General features: G+C 68.5%; 18 protein-coding genes. 6 read left to right on the top strand and 12 right to left on the bottom strand.

The features are described 5' to 3' along the window. Positions 1-35: 35 nt before the first annotated feature. The 4 genes from phaC to GO488_RS13695 are packed head-to-tail and all read right to left on the bottom strand — an operon-like array spanning position 36 to position 2,911. Positions 36-1,457, bottom strand: coding sequence for a poly(3-hydroxyalkanoate) polymerase subunit PhaC (phaC, locus tag GO488_RS13710; RefSeq protein ID WP_162318385.1), 1,422 nt, complete (start codon positions 1,455-1,457; stop codon positions 36-38). A gap of 3 nt (positions 1,458-1,460) precedes the next feature. Then, complete coding sequence (locus GO488_RS13705) at positions 1,461-2,006, bottom strand: poly(R)-hydroxyalkanoic acid synthase subunit PhaE (protein ID WP_162318384.1); 546 nt, start codon at positions 2,004-2,006, stop codon at positions 1,461-1,463. A 47-nt stretch (positions 2,007-2,053) separates the two neighbouring features. Continuing rightward, a complete protein-coding gene (locus GO488_RS13700) occupies positions 2,054-2,605 on the bottom strand; it encodes a hypothetical protein (protein WP_162318383.1) in 552 nt (183 codons plus the stop codon). Positions 2,606-2,611: 6 nt separating this feature from the next. Next, positions 2,612-2,911 carry an AbrB/MazE/SpoVT family DNA-binding domain-containing protein gene (locus GO488_RS13695; RefSeq protein ID WP_162318382.1) on the bottom strand — a complete coding sequence of 100 codons (300 nt, stop codon included), beginning with the start codon at positions 2,909-2,911 and terminating at the stop codon, positions 2,612-2,614. Between the two features lie 296 nt (positions 2,912-3,207). On the opposite strand from GO488_RS13695, the gene GO488_RS13690 reads away from it, so the two are divergent. After that, on the top strand, positions 3,208-3,765 hold the full coding sequence (locus GO488_RS13690) for a MaoC family dehydratase (RefSeq protein ID WP_135304670.1): 558 nt from the start codon (positions 3,208-3,210) through the stop codon (positions 3,763-3,765). Between the two features lie 37 nt (positions 3,766-3,802). Here GO488_RS13690 and GO488_RS13685 read toward each other — a convergent pair whose 3' ends face one another. From GO488_RS13685 to GO488_RS13670, 4 genes are all read right to left on the bottom strand, one after another. Beyond that, positions 3,803-4,645, bottom strand: a complete 843-nt coding sequence (locus GO488_RS13685; protein ID WP_162318381.1) for an alpha/beta fold hydrolase — start codon at positions 4,643-4,645, stop codon at positions 3,803-3,805. Between the two features lie 71 nt (positions 4,646-4,716). Next, entirely contained in the window at positions 4,717-6,030 is a 1,314-nt protein-coding gene (locus tag GO488_RS13680; RefSeq protein ID WP_162318380.1) for an oxidoreductase, read from the bottom strand. A gap of 81 nt (positions 6,031-6,111) precedes the next feature. Further along, positions 6,112-6,624, bottom strand: a complete 513-nt coding sequence (gene cgi121, locus GO488_RS13675) for a KEOPS complex subunit Cgi121 (protein WP_162318379.1) — start codon at positions 6,622-6,624, stop codon at positions 6,112-6,114. Next, positions 6,624-9,032, bottom strand: a complete 2,409-nt coding sequence (locus GO488_RS13670) for an ATP-dependent DNA helicase (protein ID WP_162318378.1) — start codon at positions 9,030-9,032, stop codon at positions 6,624-6,626. Before GO488_RS13670 ends, cgi121 begins: the two co-directional genes overlap by 1 nt. Before the next feature lie 111 nt (positions 9,033-9,143). Here GO488_RS13670 and GO488_RS13665 point away from each other — a divergent pair, with 111 nt between their 5' ends. The 4 genes from GO488_RS13665 to GO488_RS13655 all read left to right on the top strand — a co-directional run bounded on the left by GO488_RS13665 (position 9,144) and on the right by GO488_RS13655 (position 11,871). Next, the gene (locus GO488_RS13665; RefSeq protein ID WP_162318377.1) at positions 9,144-9,389 is read left to right on the top strand and encodes a ferredoxin; all 246 of its coding nucleotides are present in this window, start codon (positions 9,144-9,146) and stop codon (positions 9,387-9,389) included. A 64-nt stretch (positions 9,390-9,453) separates the two neighbouring features. Further along, the gene (locus tag GO488_RS13660; protein ID WP_162318376.1) at positions 9,454-10,920 is read left to right on the top strand and encodes an MATE family efflux transporter; all 1,467 of its coding nucleotides are present in this window, start codon (positions 9,454-9,456) and stop codon (positions 10,918-10,920) included. 69 nt (positions 10,921-10,989) lie between these two features. Then, complete coding sequence (locus GO488_RS20235; RefSeq protein ID WP_422111222.1) at positions 10,990-11,085, top strand: hypothetical protein; 96 nt, start codon at positions 10,990-10,992, stop codon at positions 11,083-11,085. Next, positions 11,086-11,871: a DUF7089 family protein gene (locus GO488_RS13655; protein WP_162318375.1), complete on the top strand. Its 786-nt coding sequence runs from the start codon at positions 11,086-11,088 to the stop codon at positions 11,869-11,871. Between the two features lies 1 nt (position 11,872). Here GO488_RS13655 and GO488_RS13650 read toward each other — a convergent pair whose 3' ends face one another. Together GO488_RS13650 and GO488_RS13645 are read right to left on the bottom strand one after the other, a co-directional pair. Then, positions 11,873-13,000 carry an ORC1-type DNA replication protein gene (locus tag GO488_RS13650; RefSeq protein ID WP_162318374.1) on the bottom strand — a complete coding sequence of 376 codons (1,128 nt, stop codon included), beginning with the start codon at positions 12,998-13,000 and terminating at the stop codon, positions 11,873-11,875. A gap of 419 nt (positions 13,001-13,419) precedes the next feature. Then, a complete protein-coding gene (locus GO488_RS13645) occupies positions 13,420-15,405 on the bottom strand; it encodes a helix-hairpin-helix domain-containing protein (protein WP_162318373.1) in 1,986 nt (661 codons plus the stop codon). A 109-nt stretch (positions 15,406-15,514) separates the two neighbouring features. Between GO488_RS13645 and larE the strand changes: the two genes are divergently transcribed. Then, on the top strand, positions 15,515-16,390 hold the full coding sequence (gene larE / locus GO488_RS13640) for an ATP-dependent sacrificial sulfur transferase LarE (protein ID WP_162318372.1): 876 nt from the start codon (positions 15,515-15,517) through the stop codon (positions 16,388-16,390). Positions 16,391-16,399: 9 nt separating this feature from the next. On the opposite strand, the gene GO488_RS13635 is transcribed toward larE, so the two are convergent. Further along, positions 16,400-17,017 carry a histidine phosphatase family protein gene (locus tag GO488_RS13635; protein ID WP_162318371.1) on the bottom strand — a complete coding sequence of 206 codons (618 nt, stop codon included), beginning with the start codon at positions 17,015-17,017 and terminating at the stop codon, positions 16,400-16,402. Further along, positions 17,014-18,603 (bottom strand): twin-arginine translocase subunit TatC, encoded by a 1,590-nt coding sequence (tatC, locus tag GO488_RS13630; protein WP_162318653.1) that lies wholly within the window; start codon positions 18,601-18,603, stop codon positions 17,014-17,016. The genes GO488_RS13635 and tatC overlap by 4 nt, the downstream gene beginning before the upstream one ends. Positions 18,604-18,853: the final 250 nt, after the last annotated feature.

Here is an 18,853-nt window from a genome sequence, read left to right as displayed (position 1 = left end):
TGGGCGAGCGCGAGGAAAAAGAGTCGCCGATCGAGTTACAGCTGGTCGAGCCACTCCTGGGCGCGAGACTCGGTCGTCTCGGCCAGTTCGGCGATCTCGGCGGCGTCGTATCCCTTCAGGTCGTCCACGGTGTCGACGCCGGCCTCGTGGAGGCGGTCGGCGTAGGTCGGGCCGATGCCGTCGACGGTCTCGACGTCGGCGGCGGGCTCGGTGCCGACGTCCTCGGTGGCGGCCGCGTCGGTGGCCTCGTCGACGTCTTCCGCGACGTCTTCGACGGCTTCCTCGGCGACCTCGTCGGGCGATTCGACCTCGATGTCGACCTCTTCGTCCTCTTCGTCCTGCCGGTTGCGCTCCTTGTACCACTCGGCGACCTCGGGCCAGAGGTCGGCGTGGGTCGACGAGGAGACCGAGAGGCCGATGTGACCCGTCGAGAACTCGATGGTCCGCGTGTCCTCGCTCGGGATGACGTCGTTGAACGGCTTCGAGGCCTCCGGTGGGATGAGGTGGTCGTACTCGCCCATCAACTGGAGGACGGGCATGTCGAGATTATCGAGGTCGACGTGTTCACCGCCGACTTCCAGTTCGTTCTTGTACAGTTTGTTGTCCTGATAGACGTCTTTGAGGAACTGGACGTAGGTGTCTCCGGCCATGTCGATGCCGTCGCCGAGCCACTTCTCCATCCGGCCGAAGTTCTCGACGAACGCCTCGTTCTCTAAGTTCTCCGCGAGGCGGATGTACTTCGAGACGTAGTTGTCGACGGGGTCCATCAGCGCGAAGCCGATGTCGAGCATGTCCGCGGGGACGTTGCCGAACGTCTCGACGACGTCCTCGGGGTCGTAGTACTCATCGGAGCCCCACTCTTCGAGGACGCCGCCGGTCTGGTCGAAACAGAGTCCTGCGGCCATGAGACCGAGCGCGTTCACCTTCTCCCGGTGGAGCGCGGCGTACATCACCGACATGGTGCCGCCCATGCAGTAGCCGAGAATGTTGATCCTATCCTGGCCGGAGCGCTCGCGGACGACGTCGACGCAGTTGTCGATGTAGCGGTTGACGTAGTCGTCGAGGGTCAGGTGCTGGTCGAGGCGCGAGGGCTCGTTCCAGTCGAGGAGGTAGACGTCGTGGCCCGCTTCGAGCAGGCGGCGCACGACCGAGCGCTCCTCCTGTAGGTCGAGGATGTACGGCCGGTTGATGAGCGCGTAGACGATGAGGATAGGGACCGACTCCTTGTCCTCCTCGTCGACCTCGATACCGGCGGCCTCGGCGTCGTAGTGGAGGAGCTCGAGCTTGTTCTCCTCGTAGACGACTTCGCTCGGCGTCTGGCCGACTTCGACGGACTCCATCAGCTCGAGTCGCTCGTCGGCGATCTGGCTCGTCTCTGCGGCCTCGGACATGGATTCGAGCGTCTTGGTCTGCCAGTCGAGCGCGGCCGCGAACGGGTTGAATTGGTTACTGGACATGAGTTACTCTTCTAGGTGTTCGAGGACGCGGTCGAGCTTCTCTTCGACGGCGTGCTGACGGCGCTCGACTTCGAGGAGGCGCTCCGCGACCTCGTCCATGTCGTCGCGGGTCGGGAAGCCCATCTGAGCGATGGCGTCCTGGTTGAGTTCGTCGGCCTCCTGTTGCATCTCCATCATGGACTCGACGAGCTGGCCGTTGGCGGCCGCGAAGGCCGAGGTGCCCATGACGTGTTTGAACGCCTCGTTGGCCGACTGGAGCCAGATGTCGCGGAACTCCGAGGGGTCGACGTCCTCGCCCTGTGCGGCGTCCGCCGAGCGCTCGACCATCTGCTCTGCCGCGTTCATCCACTCCTCGTAGGCCTGGTTGTAGCCCTGTAGCCCCTCGGAGAGCTCGTCTTCCTTCGGGAGGGAGTCCTCGACGGCGTCGGCCCACGACTCGACGAAGGCGGCCTGTGCCTTCATGTTCTGCTCCATCGAATCGGCGACCGCGTCGTTCATCTGTTCGACCATCTCCGCCCAATTGTCCTGCATCTGGTTGGTATCGCTCATTGGTGTGTAGTAACTCGCGCTGTAACGCACAAAAAACGGCTGGTTCGTTACGCCTCGACGGCGTCGGCGGCCTGGGACTGCACTTCCTCGACCTGCTCTTGGATCTCCTCGACCTGCTCCTGGACCTCTTCGAGCTGGTCGCCGTACTGCTGGGCCACCTCGACGGACTGGGACTCGAGTTCCTCGTGGGCCTCGACGAGCATGTCGACTTGCTCCTCGACGGCGTTGAGGTAGTCCTCGGTCAGTTCGTCGTAGGCGTCGGCGCCCTCGGTCATCTCGCTCTCGAGGTTGTCGAAGACTTCCGCGTGGTTCTCGAGCAGGAAGTCGTACTGCTCGTCGACGGCCTGTCGGATCTCGTTGATCGGGCCGGCCATGCCGGGGACGGTCGTCTCGACGGCGTCGAGGTAGCTGTGGAAGGCGGTCTTCGAGAGCTCGACGCCGCGGCGCTGGGCCGACTCCTGCGTGTCGAGGCTGTCGATGACGGCGCTGTTGACGTTCTTCTGGAAGGAGACGCTCTGTTCGAGGGCCTTCTGGCTCTGTTCGATCGTCGCACGCTGCATCTCGAAAGCGGTCGTGACGGGGGTTGTGTAGTCTACCATTGTTGATTACTCCGTGTCGTTTGTCTTGACCGGGAGGACGACTGTCTGGACGATATCGCCTTCCTCGATGCCGAGCGCTTCGCGTTCGGCGTCGGGAATGCTGATACGGCCACCGCTCTGGACGCGCGTCTTGAACGTCGCCATCTGGCTCATCGCGCCGAGCTGATTCATATCGAAGCTCGGCATGCCGCCGCCGGCGAACAACTGCTTCATCATCTGTTGCTGCTGTTCCATCGCGTTCTCGCTCGCCTGCTGCATCCCCTTGAACATCGGGGGCCACATCAGACCGTCGTCCTCGTCGGCCATCGGTACCTCCATCTACACCCTTCAACGACTTAAAACTTCCGTCGAATACCATCTGCTACCATTGAATGGCATAGAATGGTAACGGACTGAGCGACGGCGAACGATACGCTCGCCGCGCTACGTGTCGTCACAGAATCGTGAAATCCGCGTCCTCGCGGGGTAGAAGCCGTCTCGGGCGTATAGAACTCGGAACAACGCCAAGACTTAATAGCCGGACCACTAAATACGACTCATCAATGAGTTCTGAATCGCCTCGGAACCCACTGCTCGATACGTGGACCGAAACCTCCTCGCACATGTTCAACAGCGTCGTCGCTGCCAACCGGGCCGCCTTCGCGGCCTTCGGCGTGCAACACGACAACGGCGAGGACGAGGACGTCACCGAACCGCCCGCGGAGCGTATCGAGCCGAACGAAGACTTGCCGGAGTGGCACGTCACGATCTCCGAGGACCACCCCGACCACCTCGGCGTCGGCGACCGCGTCGAGTTCACGAAGACGATCTCCGACGACGACGTCCGCCAGTTCGCCGCCGCCAGCGGCGACACGAACCCGCTCCACTTAGACGACGAGTTCGCAGAGCAGACGCGCTTTCGCGGCCGCATCGCCCACGGCACACTCGTGGGGTCGCTCATCAGCGCCGGACTCGCTCGCCTCCCCGGCCTGACCATCTACCTCTCGCAGGATCTGGAGTTTCACAACCCGGTCCGCATCGGTGACCGACTCACCGCCGAGTGCGAGATCGTCGAGGACCTCGGCGACGAACAGTATCGTCTCACGACGCGCGTAAAGAGCGACGACGAGGTCGTCATCGACGGCGAGGCCGTCGTCCTCATCGACGAACTGCCGAACTGAGGCCTCGACAGAACGTCAGCAGAGCGTCAACAGAACGTCAACAGAACGACCGCACGACGCGATTGAACCGCTCCGGTTGTTCGCGCGGCGGGCAGTGGCCGCAGTTCTCGAATATCTCCAGCCGGCTCTCGCCGAGCGACGCGGCCGCTCGCTTGGACCACGATTCGGGGAGCAGGGGGTCCTCTTTGCCGTGGATCAGCATCGTCGGCACGCCGATCTCCGCCAGCCGGTCGGCGTAGTTGGTCCGGAAGCCGTTCTGCTGGAACTCGCTGCGTTGCCAGCGACGCATCGCCCGCACGGTGCGACGGTCGACGACCGCGTTCACGTCGTCGACGAGTTCCTGTGACGGTTCCACTGCGCCCATCCCGCGAAGTCCGGTCCGAATGGCCGGCTTCGAGACGCTCACGCCCTGCCAGAGCATGTTACCGAGTACCGGGGTCTGAAAGATGCCGTTGGCGGCCGTTCGCCAGTAGGCGTCCGCGCCCAGCCCGTAGCTATCGACGAGCACGAGCCGCTCGATCGCGCGGCCGTCGAGTGCGTGACCGAGCGCCAGCGCGCCGCCCATCGAGAGGCCCGCCATCGCGGGCTCGTCGATATCGAGCGCGTCGAGGAACGCCTCGACGGTCTCTAAGTAGAACTCGGTCGTGTACTCGCGGTCCGGTTTGTCGCTCTCTCCGTGGCCCGGCAGATCGGGCGCGTAGACGGTGCGTTCCTCGGCCAGCGCGGGCAGCGCGTGTCGCCAGGACACCGTGGCGGCGTCAAGTCCGATACCGTGCAGAAACACCATCGGCGGTCCGTCGCCGCCGGTTCGATAGTGGAGGTCCACGTCGTCGCCGTCGACCGTCACCTCGACGCGGTCCGACGCGATCTCGGGAGTCATTGGAGTCATTCGGGCTTCGACGCGGATGAGTGTGCTGGTTGCAACTCACGTCTCTGGGCTCGCTAACTCGGCTACTGCTCGCTGTTTCTCTCGTAGGCATTATCTGCGTCGAGTCGCGCCTGCGCCCGAACGACCGACGGCGTTCGACAGCGGCCGGGCTCGCCGGCCACCTGCGGAATCGTGCAGTTGTTGCAACTCGCACAGAGCGCGTCGTGGCCCTCCAGCAGGCGCGCGCCGAGTCGCGGTTCGGCGTAGAAGGGCCGGGCCATGCCGACCATGTCGGCGGCGGGCGCGTCGCCGTCAGCGCCCAGATAGCGGTCGCAGTCGGCCCGCGCCCGAAGCCCACCTTCGAGTAGTACCGGAACGTCGACGCGCCGCCGGACCTGTCGACAGAAGTCGGCGTTCCAGCCCGGCTCGCGGTCGAACTGTCGAGCCTGGAGCCGGTTGAGCAGTTCCACCGCGCGCGCTCGCACCGGCCCGCCGAACGCCGTCTCGTAGGCCGACTGGAGGTCGGCCGCCGCCCACGCTCGGTCGGGGAACGCGCCGCGGATGATGCTCATGTCCCAGAACACGGACACCAGGACGGGTGCAAGCGCGTCGTAGCCAACCGATTCGAGACGCTGTGCCATGTCGAGGCCCGAGGCACGGGAGACGCGTCGCCGGACGAACGGGGGGGAATCCGTCTCGACCGGGACCTTCGTGATCAGCGGGACGTCGCCGGCGTGGTCGCGGACGGCGTCGTGAACGACCTCCAGGAAGCGGACGCCGTCGCCGAATTCGTCGTCCCGGCGGTTGTAGTACGGCGAGAGGAACTGCTGGATGATGCCCATGTTGGCCGCCGATAGGTGGATGCCGTCGTAGCCGGCGTCGACGGCGTAGCCGGCCGAGCGACCGAACTTCTCGGCGAGGTCGTACACCTCCTCGGTCGAGAGGACGTGCGGTTTCAACGAGAGGATGCCCGCGCGGTCGAGCAGCCGGAGGGCGCGCGGCGGCCGGGAGACGGCGAGCTGTCGCCGGTCCGGGTACCGCTCGCGGTACTCGCCGTGCCACAGCGAGAGGCTCCGGAGCCCGCCGTGTGCGAGCTGGACGAATATTTTGCCCTCGTGTGCATGAATCGCGTCGGTCAGCCGTTCCAGGCGGGCGACGAACTCGGGGTCGTGCATCCGCGTCATGTTCGGGGCGGCGAATCCGCCCGTCTCCGTGACGACGCTGGCCCCCTGAAAGACGAGGCCGACGCCCGACTCGGCGGTCGGTTCGAGTTCGTCGACGAGCGCGTCGACGGCGGCCTCGTCGCCGCTGCCGGCGCATTCGAGGACCGGTGCGCGATACAGTCGGTTCGGCACGGTGACGCCGCCGATGTCGACCGGCGCTTCGAGCGCTGTCACTGTCGGGCGGGACGCGACGGGTGGTCGGCTCGCGGACTCATTCGCGTGGCTCTAGGGCGCTCTGCGGGAAAACGCTTGCCGCTACTTCTCGACGACGAGGAGCGCCACTCGCTCGCGGACGGCGTCGGCGAGCGTGCCGTCGGTGGCCGCCAGTTCGGTGTCGGACACGTCGAAGAACGAACGCACTCGTTCGGGGTCGTACTCACCGAGGGTCTCTCCGGGCGCGAGCAGTTCCCGGAGGTCGGCGGCGGCGGCACCCTCGCGGTCGGCGCTCGCGTCGCTCGCTCCGTCGGTGACTAGCGCCGCGACGACGGGCGTCTCACCCTCGCTGACGCCCATCTCCAGCGCGCGGTTGATCTGCCGGCGGCCGGCCGCGTACAGCAGGATCTCGACCCCGAAGTCCTCGGCGATGGCGTCGTCCCGCGACCGGGCGCGCGTCGCCAGCTCGACCGCTCGTTCGAGGTGCGCGCGGTCGACGACGTAGCGGGCGTCGAACACCTGTATCGTCGCGTCGTGTCGCTCCCCAATGGCGTCGAGACGCTCGACGAACGCACCGACGTCATCGATGTCCGCAATCCCTTCGACCACCTCCATCAGAAGTCACCCAGGCTCGACTGGTCCTCGCTCGTGTCGTCGTCTTCCCTTCCGTCTCGCGGATCGGCGGTGTCCACCTCGACGTCGGGGTCGGGCTCGACGCCCTCCATCGAGGGGTCCCGATGGCCGGCGTTTTCGAGGACGTTCTCGGCGGTCTTCCGGCGGCCCCGAAGGGCCGCTAATACGACTGGCTTCGCGGCGTCGCGAAGCTCGGCGCGGTCGGCGATGCCGGCCTCGAACAGGCGTCGCGCGCGCTTGCGGCCGACGCCGCGGACGCCCGCGAGCTCGACCAGTTCCTCCCGGACGCCGTGTTCGACGCGGATGCGGGCCTCGCTGATGGCCCGGGCCACGTCGGCGTCGACCTCGTTCGCCAGCGACTCGGCGGCCCCCAGCAGCCACTGGGCGGTCTCGACCTTCCCGCGGATGTCGCCCGGGCCGACGCCGTAGCGCTCGGTGATTGTCTCCTCGTCGACCTCCTCGGCCCAGTCTTCGAGCAGCCGCGCGGTCTTCAGCGCCGAGAGCCAGTCCTCGAAGCGGCTGTCCTCGAACTCCGAGGGCGTCGGGCCGAGCAGTTCGTCCTCGCGCTCGTACAGCTCCATCTCGAACTCCTCGCGGTCGCCCGAGCGGAGGTAGAGCTGGTACATGTCCGGCGTGCGTGAGACGAGGTGGTAGAGGCCGAGCGCCGAGATCTCGTCGGGGTCGGCGTCGCCGCTCGCTTCCGCCCGTTCGCTCGCCAGTTCGCTCGCGGTCGTGAAGCCGCCCTCGGCGGCGTCGCGTTCGTCGGTTCCGCTATCGGCGTCTCCGGCGTGGCGCTGCCAGTGTTCGAGGCCGTCGATGATCTCGGCGGCGCTCATCGGGTCGAGGTAGAGCCGGGAGACGGTGTGGCCGAGCGAGGTGGCGTCGAGTTCACCCGCCTCTATCTCCAGGAAGCCGTTGCGCTCCAGATACGTCAGCACGTCGTCGGTGACGTTCTCGAGGCGGCCGCTCTCGTCGGTCTGGCTGGCGTACAGCGTCTGTTCCAGGAACTCCAGCAACCCCTCTCGGGAGCGGGCGAACCCGGATGAGACGGTGGCGAGGATGTGCGTGCGAAGCGCCGGCTCGGCCGCGAGCTTCGAGCGCACCGGCTCGGGGTCGGCCCAGACGTACCGCTCGAACAGCTCGTCGAGTTCGTCGTGGCTGTTGGCCACGAGGACGGCCTCGCCGTAGGGGTCCAGCCCCGGTCGGCCCGCTCGCCCCATCATCTGGTGGACCTCCAGCACGGAGAGCGGTTGCATTCCGCCCGCGGTGCCGTCGTAGCGCCGCCAGTCCCGAACCACGACCCGCCGCGAGGGAGTGTTGACGCCGGCGGCGAGCGTCGGCGTCGCACAGACCACCTTGACGAGGCGGTCCCGGAAGGCGTCCTCGACGAGTTCGCGGTGACCCCGCGCGAGGCCGGCGTGGTGGAACGCCGCACCATCGGCGACGGCGTCGGCGAGGTCGTCGCTCGTCTCGGTGTCGCTCACGTCCCGTATCTCGGCGGCCACGTCGGCGAGACGTTCCCGCTCTTCGCCGGTGAGATGGGGACGGACGGTGCTCGCCAGCCGCCCGGCGGCGGCCTCGGCGTTTCGCCGGGAGTTGACGAACACGAGCGAGGAGCCGCCCTCCTCTTCGAGGTTCCCGTCGTCGTCGTAGTCGTCCTGCAGCGTGTCGCGGACGACGGCGGCGGTCGCCTTCTCGTTGTTCTTCACGGCCAGTCGCTTCTGCTGGCCGTCCTCCAAGTGAAGCGCCTGCCCGTAGTGGACGCCCTTCTGCAACTCGATGGGCCGCCAATCTGAGTCGACGAGTTCGGCGTCCAGCCACCCCGCCAGCTCGTCGGCGTTGCCGATGGTCGCCGAGAGCGCGACCGTCTGTAGGTCGGGGTTGAGCCGGCGGAGTTTCGCCAGCGTGACTTCGAGCGTGGGGCCGCGCTGGCCGTCGTCGACGAGGTGGACCTCGTCGCTGACGACGCAGGTCAGCTCCTCGATCCACGGCGCGTCGTTGCGCACGAGCGAGTCGACCTTCTCGCTGGTGGCGACGACGATGTCCTTATCGGCCAGCCAACCGCCCTCGGACTCGTAGTTGCCCGTCGAGACGCCGACGTCCAGACCGTACTGCTCGAACTGCTCGAACTCGGCCTGCTTCTCGCTGGCGAGGGCGCGAAGCGGCACGATGTAGAGCGCCTTGCCGCCCCGCGCGACCGACGAGAGCATCGCCAGCTCGGCGACGAGGGTCTTGCCACTGGCGGTGGGGATGGCGGCGACGAGGTTCTGCCCCTCGGTGACGCCCGCTTCGACGGCCTCGCCCTGTGGCGGGTACAGTTCCTCGATGCCGTCCTCGCGTAGATGGTCCGGGAGCCACTCGGGGACACCCGGCAGGTCCGCAACGTCCATTGTCCCTCCGTTGGGGCCCGCTCCGATTTAAACTGTTGTCTCCGTCTTCGCTCGCCGTCCGCCGAGCGACCGAGGGGAACGCCTTTGGCCGTCACGGGCCAACCCGACCGTATGCACATCGAGTACGACCGCGACACCTGCATCGGGATGTTCCAGTGCGTCGCGGAGTGGGACGCCTTCGAGAAGGACGAGGACGCCGGCAAGGCGGTGCTCGCGGACAGCGAGGAGCGGGAGGAGGACCTGTTCGTGCGGGAGGTTCCCGAAGACGCCGAGTTCGACGCGAAGTTCGCGGCCCGCGCGTGTCCGGTCGAGGCCATCGCCGTCTACGACGACAACGGCGAGCAGCTGATCCCTTAGCGCCGCCATGCACGGCGCTGCCGCCCCGACTCCGAGCGTGCGTTCCCCCGTCAGGGCCCCGTAAATGGTCCGCCGCCTCCTCCAGCGGTTCGTGAAGGGCGTGCCGGCCGTCTTGGCCCGCCTGGGGCTGGTCGACCGACAGAAGGCGACCGAAGCGACGGACCTGGCCGCGCCGGTGATGGTCACCGGCGGCCTGCGCATCCTCCTCAGGCTCGCGGACTTCCTGATGGTCGGTGTCGCGCTCGGCGACGCCGCCATCGCGGGACTGGAACTGGGTTTTCAGTACTACTTCGTCGGCTTCGGGCTCTCGCTGGCGGTCTCCTCGGGGACGATCAGCGTCGTCTCCCGGCTACAGGGCAGCGACCAGCCGGCTCGCGCGAACCTCGCCGTCAAGCAGTCGCTGTGGCTGGCGCTCCTGTTGTCGGTTCCGCTGACCGCCGTCTCGTGGACGTATCCCGACGCGCTCGTCGACGTCCTCACGAACGACCCGACGACCATCGACTACGGCGCGACGTACCTCAGCATCGTGATGCTGTCGCTGGCCCCGCGCTTCTGGAGCATGATCGCCTCGCGGGCGCTCGCCGGCAGTGCGGACACGCGGACGCCGATGTACGTCCGCCTACTGACGCTGCCGACCAACGTCGCGCTCAACGCGCTCCTCATCTTCGGCCTGGGGCCGTTCCCGGAACTGGGCATCGCCGGGGCGGCCTGGGGGACCGCGATCGCGAACACGCTCGCGGCCGTCATCTTCCTCGCGCTGCTGGTCTCCGGGCGGTACGCCGTCCAGTTGTCGTTCGCCGGACCACAGTTCGACCGCGGGCTCGCGGCCGAGATCGTCCGCGTGGCGCTCCCGCTGGCCGGGATGCGCCTGCTGCAGACGTTCGCGCGCTTCCCGTTCCTGTTCGTTCTCGGCGTCCTCGGGACGCCGACGCTCGCGGCCTACGCCATCGGCCGGCGGGTGATGCTACTGGCGCTGATGCCCGCGTGGGGGTACTCCACCGCCGCCTCGACGCTTGTCGGCCAACACCTCGGGGCCGGCGACGAGTCCTCGGCGGCCGATTACGGGTGGCAGACCCTGCGCGTGGCGCTGGCGGTGCAACTGACCGTCGCCGCCGTCCTCGTCGTCTTCGCCCGGCCCGTCGTCTCGCTCTTCGGCACCGAGTATCCCGGCCTCGCGACCCGGTTCGTCCGCGTCTTCGGACTGGGCGTTGCCGGATTCTCCGTCTCGCGGACGATGCGTGGAAGCCTGCGCGGCGCTGGCGACACCCGCTGGCCGCTCTACGGCTCGGTCCTCGGCGACTACTGCTTTCGCCTCCCGGTCGCGGCGGTCGCGCTCCCGACGACGTTCGCGGTGACGATACCGCTCGTCGGCATCAGCATCGCGCCCGGTCTGGGACTCGGTCTGCCGGCCGTCTTCGTCGCCGTCGTCGGCAGCTACTACGTGAAGGCGGCGGTCAACACCGGCCGCTTCTGGACTGGCAAGTGGCGCGACGTGGCCCGTCGCTCCACCGTCGGCGTGGCCGACGACTGACGGGTCTGTCGTCCGGCAAGCAGTAGTCGTTTCTCAACACTTAATGCGGGGCCTGCGATACGGACTCACATGAGCACGGCAACGAAGATCGTCCTCGGAACGCTCGCCGTATCGACTATCCTCTCGGTCGCCATCATCGCCAACCTCATCGTGTTCACGGCGTAGATGTTCACGGAGCGCTCGCTCTCCGGGGAACCGGCCGCGGTCCGGTCGGCGTACGCCCCCGACGCGCTCGTGTTGAACTGCGAGCGCGACTTCGAGACGCTGGACTCGGCGGTCGCGGAGCAACTGCTGTTGGTCACCGACTCCGTGGACCCCCTCGCCTACGACCCGTCGTGGGTCCCCGACGACGCGCCCGAGGAGCTGCACCGCTTCGCGGGGAGCGACCTCACCGTCGGGATGCCCGGCGACGGCGGCGTCGCGTGGACCCACCAGACCGAGCCGCCCTGCGTGTTCGTCAAGCCGCGACTGGAGACGTCGCCGACCCCGTTCGTCGAGTTCCTCATCGCCGAGGCGCTGGTCGAGGTGAGTCTCGACGAGCCGGAGCACTTCCTGGGCTTCTTCGGCGAGCGCTACCCCGAGTTCGCCCGCGTCGTCGGCGATCGACTGGGTCCCGTGGACACCTATCAGCTCGCCGCGGCGCTGTACGACGCCTACCTCGGTCTCCAGACACGCGCCGCGTTCGAGACGTGGGGAGAGGACTACCCCGACCTCTACGACGCCTGGGCCGACGCCGGCGAGCGTCTCGAACCCCGCCTCTCGGACCTCGCGGGCGAGGTCGCTCGCGGGCAGACGGAGTTCGCCGCCGCGGCGGAGCTGGCCTGTAGCGGGGTCAAACACGGACTCTCCCTCCCCGCGCCGTTCGCCGCGCTGGACACCGACGCCTACCGGGAGCACGGAGCCGACTACGCCGTCCAGTGGGCCGAGACGACCTTCGAGAAGATGGGCTGACTTACAGCCGTTCCAACACCGCGTCGGCGTCGTAGTTGAGCGTCAGTCGCCGCGATCGGCCCCTGCCTTCGACCTCGGTGTAGTCGGCGTCGATGATGTCCAACTGGTCGAGCTTGTTGATTATCTCCGAGTAGCGGGTGTAGCCGAGGCCGGTCGCGTCGTTGAACGCATCGTAGATGTCGCCGGCGCGCTGGCCGTCGTGCGCGGCGATGACCTCCGCAAGCGCCGCCTCGGAGTCGGAGAGCTCCCGCAGCCGACGCGAGAGGTGGACGTACTTCGATTTGTCGTAGGCCGACTCGACGTCTTCGAGCTCGACGGCGCGAGAGGCGCGCATCTCGGCGTTCATCCCGGCCCGCCGCAGGAGGTCGATGCCCACCCGCAGGTCGCCGCCCTGCTCCTCGGTGTACTCGGCGACGCGGTCGAGCACGTCGGGTCCGACGACGCCCTCGTTGAACCCGCGCTCGACCCGCTCTTCGAGGATACCGACGATCTCGGCCTGGTCGTACTTGTTGAAGTAGACTTCCTCGGGCCGGAACACCGACTGGACGCGGGTGTCCAGCGCCTCGATGACGTCGAGTTCGAGGTCCGAGGAGATGCAGATGACGCCGATCTTCGCCCCCGAGTGGGCCTCGTGGGCGCGCAACAGGGAGTACAGCGTGTCGCTGGCCTCGCTCTCGTAGAAGAGGTAGTTCACGTCGTCGAGCGCCACCACCAGCACCTCGTCTTCCTCGACGAGTTTGTCCGTGATCTGCGAGAAGAGCTTCTTGAAGGAGATCCCCGAGGAGGGCGGTTCGTACTCGAATATCTCGGCGAACAGCCGCGAGAAGACGGCGTAGCGCGTCGAGTCGACCTGGCAGTTGACCCGCACCGCCTGTACGTCCGTCTGGGCGGTCAGTTCGTCGAAGAGGATCTGCGAGGCCGTCGTCTTCCCGGTGCCCGGCGGCCCGCGCGCGATGACGTTCAGCGGCCGCGAGCCCCGAACGGCGGGCCGGAGCGAGTACTTCAGCGTCTCCATCTGGGTCTCCCGGTGCTTGAACGTCTCCGGGAGCCAGTCGATCTCGAAGACGTGCTCGTCCCGGAACACCGACTCGTCCCAGCCGAGCATCCCCTCCTCGGGGTCGTCGCTCATCACTTTCACCGAGCTTCCCGGACCACTTAACCATTTGCCACCGACGGCGGAAGTGAAACCGCACGCGGGCGTCGGGACGCGTCCCGCTGTCGTGCGACGGCTCGCTGTCGTGACGCTCGCTCCGAACTACGCTACTGCTCACGAGTCGCTACGCTCCTCGTTCGCTATTCGAGGACCTTCGCTTCGCTCAACCCCTCGCTGCTGCTCCGCGGTTCCCTGCGGTCACCGCGTCGCTTTCGTGGTTCTCGCTCGCAGCGCTCGCTCCGAACCACGCTACTACTCCGCGGTTCGTTCCACTCACCGCTCCGCCGAGGGCCCGCCGTCGCTTCGTTCCGGCGGCCCCTCGCGACCGCTCCGCGGTTCCCTGCGGTCACCGCGTCGCTTCGAGGGCCGCGCTCCCGCTGGTCGCGCGCCCCTCGCTACTCGAACTTCCCCAACAACCCCGAATAGAACCCCTCGTCGCCGCCGTCGTCGGCCAGTTTCTCGACGATGAGCTCCGGCGTCGAGCGGGCGAGTTTCCCCTTGACCGGGGAGCGATTCACCCGCAGTTCGCCGTCGACCAGCCCCTCGGCTTGGATGCCGTCGATGGCGAGGTCGGCGTCGGACGCTTCCAGAATATCGTCGGCCAGATGGGAGACGAAGACGGCCGTCACCTCGCGCTCGGCCAGCGATTCGAGGATGCCGGCGATGATGGTCGCCGCCGCGCCGGGCTCCGTGATCGACTCGAGTTCGTCGACGAGCACCATCACCGGGCGGTCGGCGGCCACGTCGGTCACGAGCCCGCCGAACTCCCGGAGGGTGGCCTCGAACGCGCCGGCGTCCAGCGTCCCCTGCGTCTTCGCGTGGTAGTGCAGTTCCGCGACGCGGCCGATGCGGGCCGACTCGGCGGGGACGGGCAGGCCCATGTGCGCGAGCGTCGTCACGAGCGCCACCAGGTCGAGCGTCGACGTTTTCCCGCCGCTGTTGACCCCCGAGAGGACGGTGACGCCGGACACGCCGTAGTCGACCGGCTCCACCTCTTCGAAGGCCACGTCGAGTAGCGGCGAGCGCCCGCCCTCGATCTCGAAGCCGCCCTCGTCGGTCACCTCGGGGAGCGTACACTCGAAGTCGGCGGCGAAGCGGGCGACGGCGAGTTCCACGTCCAGTTCGAGGGCGGCGGTGACGAGCGACTCCGCGTCCGAGCGCATCTCCGCTAAGTCGTCGGCAAGTTCGCGCTTCCGTCGGGTCGCGCGGCGGTCCCGCGCGGCGGTCAGTTCCTCGCGCAGTCGGCTCACCACGTCCTCCTGTCGCTCGACGGGGTAGGCGGGTTCGTCGGGGAAGGCTCGCCGGGCCGTCGCCTCCGTGTCCCGCAGCCGCAGGGCGTCGACGAGGTGGTCGCGGGCCTTCTCGACGGCGGCGGCGTACTCGTCGGCCAGTTCGCGCTGGAGCAGCGAGTCCACGCCCGCGCCGCGCTCGACCAGCGAGAGGAGATCCGTCCCCTCGATGGTCACGTCGCGCTCCTCGATGGCGTCCCGCAGGTGGTCGTTGGCGACGCTCTCGGCGGTCGAGACGGCCGCGTCGAGGTCGTCGACGGCCGTCGAGAGGCGGTCGAGCTCGTCGTCGCCCCGCACGCTGCCGTCGGCGTCGAGCTGTTCGAGCGCGTCGGCGAGCGTTCCCAGATCACACGGCGCGTCGAGGCCGGCGACGCGGTGGACCTCGGCGGCCGCCCGCACCCGGTCGCGGTTCCGCGCGAAGAAGGTCAGGACGCGCTCGGGGACGACCGACGCCGGTTCGGAAAGCGCGTCGGGTTCGACCCGCACGTCGCCCTCGACGTCGACGCCGGCGAAGGCCTCGTCCAGCGCCACGACCGTCGAGTACGAGCGGGCGAGCTCGGCCAGCTGGCGGGCGTCGTCGACCACTTCCACGCTGACCTCCGGGATGGCCTCCTGCGCTTCCGCATACCGCTCGGCGTCGCTCGTGGCGAGACAGCGGTCCCGCACTCGGACGTCTCCCGGTTCCGAGAGCGGTTCGACGCCGGCCAGCGCCGCCCGGACGTCCGGGTCCGGCTCTCGCTCCATCGCTCGCTCGGTGAACGACCGGACCTCCTCGATTCGCTCTCGCACGCCGCTGGGATACAGCGTCTCCAGTCGCTTCGCGGCGTAGTCGGTGACCGTTCGCTCCTGGAGGAGACCGAGCGCCTCGCCGAAGATCTCGCGGGCGCGCGGCGTCGCGGCGAACCCGCCGGGGTCGCCGTGCTCGGCCCGAATCGCGCCGCGGGCGATGCGGGCGGCCCGGCCCTCGCTGATGCCCGGAGCCCGCGCGAGCGTCGTCACGTCGCCCTCGCTGAGCGCCCGTTCGGGGTCGTCTAACTCGCGCAGGGCGGCGGCCGTCTTCGCCCCGACGCCGGGCACCGATTCCAGTTCCATCTGCCGACTCATTCGAGGCCGACGAGAAAAAACCCGTTGTCGCTCGCTGACGTGTTTCCCGGCGGGCGGACGCGAAGGCGTTTTTGCCGTCGGCCCGATAGGGGAGTCCATGCCCCCTGTCGCGGAGAAACTGTCCGCCGCCCGCGAGGACCTACGATCGCGCGACGGCGTGCTCGTCGCGTTCTCCGGCGGCGTCGATTCGAGCGTCGTCGCGGCGCTGGCCCACGACGCCCTCGGCGAGGACGCCGTCGCCTGCACCGCGAAGTCCGAGACGCTGCCCGCCGCCGAGCTGGAGGACGCCACCCGGGTCGCCGAGGAGATCGGCATCCGCCACGAGATCGTGGAGTTCTCCGAACTCGACAGTCGGGAGTTCATCGAGAACGACGACATGCGGTGTTACCACTGCCGGTCGATGCGACTCGGAGCGATGTACGACCGCGCCCGAGAACTGGGCATCGACGTCGTCTGTGACGGCACCAACGCCTCCGACGTGGGCGAGGGTCACCGCCCCGGCCTCCGCGCCGTCGAGGAACTGGACGCCTACTCACCGCTCTTGGAACACGACGTCGAGAAGTCCGAAGTCAGAGAGATCGCCCGCGAGTACGACCTCTCGGTCGCCGACAAGCCCTCGATGGCCTGCCTCTCCTCGCGCATCCCGACCGGCCTCGAAGTGACCGAGGACCGCCTCTCCCGCGTCGAGAAGGCCGAGCGCCTGCTCCGGACGTGGGGCTTCGAGCAGTTCCGCGTGCGCGACCACGACGGCCTGGCCCGCATCGAGGTCGGCGAGGAGGAACTGGAGGCGGCGCTGGACCCCGACTTCGTCCGGGCGGCCCGCGACCACGTCGAAGACTGCGGCTTCGACCACGTCACGCTCGACCTCCACGGCTACCAGACCGGCAGCGTCAGCCCCGAAGAGGAGGAACAGAGCGAGGACGACGTCGTCTCGAACGTCTTCGATACCGAGTATCCCAGCGTCGACGACTGAGGGCGCCGCTCAGTTCTCGGGCCGTTCCCCTTCTCTGACGACCTCCGAGCGCTCGCCGTCGAGACGTATCTCCGTCACCGAACAGTTCGGCGGCGAGTGTCCCGAGAGCGTCCGTTCGCGGCCGCGGTCGGCCACAGTCGAGAGCAGGACCTTGATCACGCCACCGTGGGTGACCAGCAGCACCGTCTCGTCCTCGTCGATCGTCTGGCGGAAGTCGGTCCACGCCGATTCGACGCGGCCGCAGAAGTCGGCGACGCTCTCGCCGCCCTCGGGGTCGGTGTCGAGAATCGAGACGCTCGCCTCCGGTTCGTGGTCGGGGTGGCGGTCGAAGAGGTCCTCGGCGAGAAAGCCCTGATAGACGCCGAAGCCGCGCTCGCGCCACGATTCGTCGAGCGTCGGGTCGGGGAGGCCCTCGGCGGCGTCGACGGCTCTCTCGGCCGTCTCGCGGGTCCGCCGGAGGTCCGACGAGCGGACGCGGTCCACGTCGTAGTTCTCGTCGAGCCACGAGCCGACTCTCCTCGCCTGCTCGCGGCCCCGTTCGGTCAGTTCGGTCGGTGCCCAGCCCTGCACGCGGCCCTCGCGGTTCCAGGCGGTCTCGCCGTGACGGACGACCAGCACCGTGCTCATGTCTCGGCCTCGAACTCCGCATCGCGGTCGTCCTCGGGGTCGCCGCTCCGCCAGCGGGCGAGCGCGAGCGTCCCCTCGAAGAGGACGACGAGGCCGACGGCGACGGCGGCCGCGACGGTCGGTTCGACGCTGAACTGCTGGACCAGGCGGAACAGCGCGGGGTCGGGGCTAGAGAGGTAGCCGACGACGATGGCGACCGCCCAGAGCGGCAGGCGGGCCCGGCGGAGGCCCCGCCAGAGGCGGACGCTGCCGTAGTAGTTCTTGTTGAGGTACGCCGTCAGCTCGAAGAGGACGATGAGGCCGCCGCCGACGAGTATCGGCGGGGCGAGTCCCACCGTCGCCAGCGTGTCCGTGACGGTCGCGGGCAGCTCCTCGTAGTAGCCGGTGGGCACCGGCAGGGGGCTCACGACGTAGCCGACCAGCGCGAACAGCGCGTAGATGGTCGGCCGGCGGTCGGTGAGGTCGTCGATGCTCGGGATCGGCGAACTGCTCCCGGTCCACTTCAACAGCAGGAGCGTCCCCTCGAAGAGGCCGATCATCGTCACCGCGACCATCAGCGGGGCCATCCCGGTCGGGTCGGGGCTGAAGACGAACGCGACGGCGGCGAACCCGCCCCAGAAGTAGAGGCGGCGCTCGACGAGCCACCGGCGGGTCGTCACGCCCATCATGATGGCGAGCATCACGAACAGCGGGATCTGGAAGACCAGCGCGAAGAAGCCGAGCATCAGGACCATGAGGCTGAACGTATCGCCCAGCCCGAACGCCAGGTCGGCGGCTCGGTCGGAGTAGACGCTGAAGTAATCGAACATCGCCCGCAGGACGGCGAAGTACGCGAAGCTGACGCCGATGGCCGCGAGCACGAGGCTGGTCGGGACCGCGGCGAGGTAGTAGCGGCGCTCGCGGGGGTACAGCCCGGGGCGCATGAACAGGTACGTCTCGTAGACGAAGACCGGCAGAGCGACGATCATGCCCACTAGCGACGCGACTTTCAGTCGCGCGAATATCAGCGCCAGCGGGCTGTAGACGTGCGGGCAGTCCACGCCGGACGGCCCGGCGGCCGCGCCGCCCTGCTGGGCCTCGACGGCGACCTGCCCGCAGGCCTCGGCGGGACCGTCGAGGAAGGAGTACCAGAGGAAGTTGATGAGTTCGTCCGAGACGGGGAGCGTGAGGACGGCGACGACGGACATCACGCCGACGACGACGAACAGCCGCATCGCCATCTCCTCGACGTGGTCGGCCAGCGGCATCTCCTGGTCGTCGGGCGCGCCGCCGAACCCGGCTTCGCCGCCGGTGCCGTCTCCGGGGTCGCCGGGGCCGGTCGCCGGTGCGCCGCCGGCTTCCGAGCCGTGACTCGGCGTCGGCGGGATCCCCCGGTCGACGGGGACGTCGGCCGGGACGGCGGCGTCCACGTCGGCGGGGTCGCGGTCGAACAGGCCGGGCCGCGTCGGGCCCGGCAGGGCGTGTGCCCCGGTGGTCGCCTCGTCGCCACCGGCGGGCGCGTCGCCGATCGGGTCGAGGTCGTCGCTTATGGGTTCGAGGTCGTCGTCGCGCTCGACGCGCTCGGAGTCGAGCCCGCCGGACTCCATCGCGTCAGTTCCCGGCAGGTCCGCTTCGGGCTCCGCGTCTCGGTCCCCGTCGCCCTCGCGCGTCGGCGGGTTGACCTCGGCTTCGTTGTCGTCTTCCTCGGGCGGAGAGAGCGCCTCGTCGTCCTCGGGGGCGCGGGGACCGAGCCCCGACGCCGCCGAGTCGTCGACGGCGGCGTCGTCGAACTCGCCGTCCGAGCCCCCCGTTCCCTCCTCGTTCGCCGCCGAAGGGGACTCGCCCCGGTCATCGCCG

The sequence above is a fragment of the Haloarcula limicola genome (assembly GCF_010119205.1).
GTDB classification, from domain to species: domain Archaea; phylum Halobacteriota; class Halobacteria; order Halobacteriales; family Haloarculaceae; genus Haloarcula; species Haloarcula limicola.
This window is presented reverse-complemented; position numbering and strand designations above follow the sequence as displayed.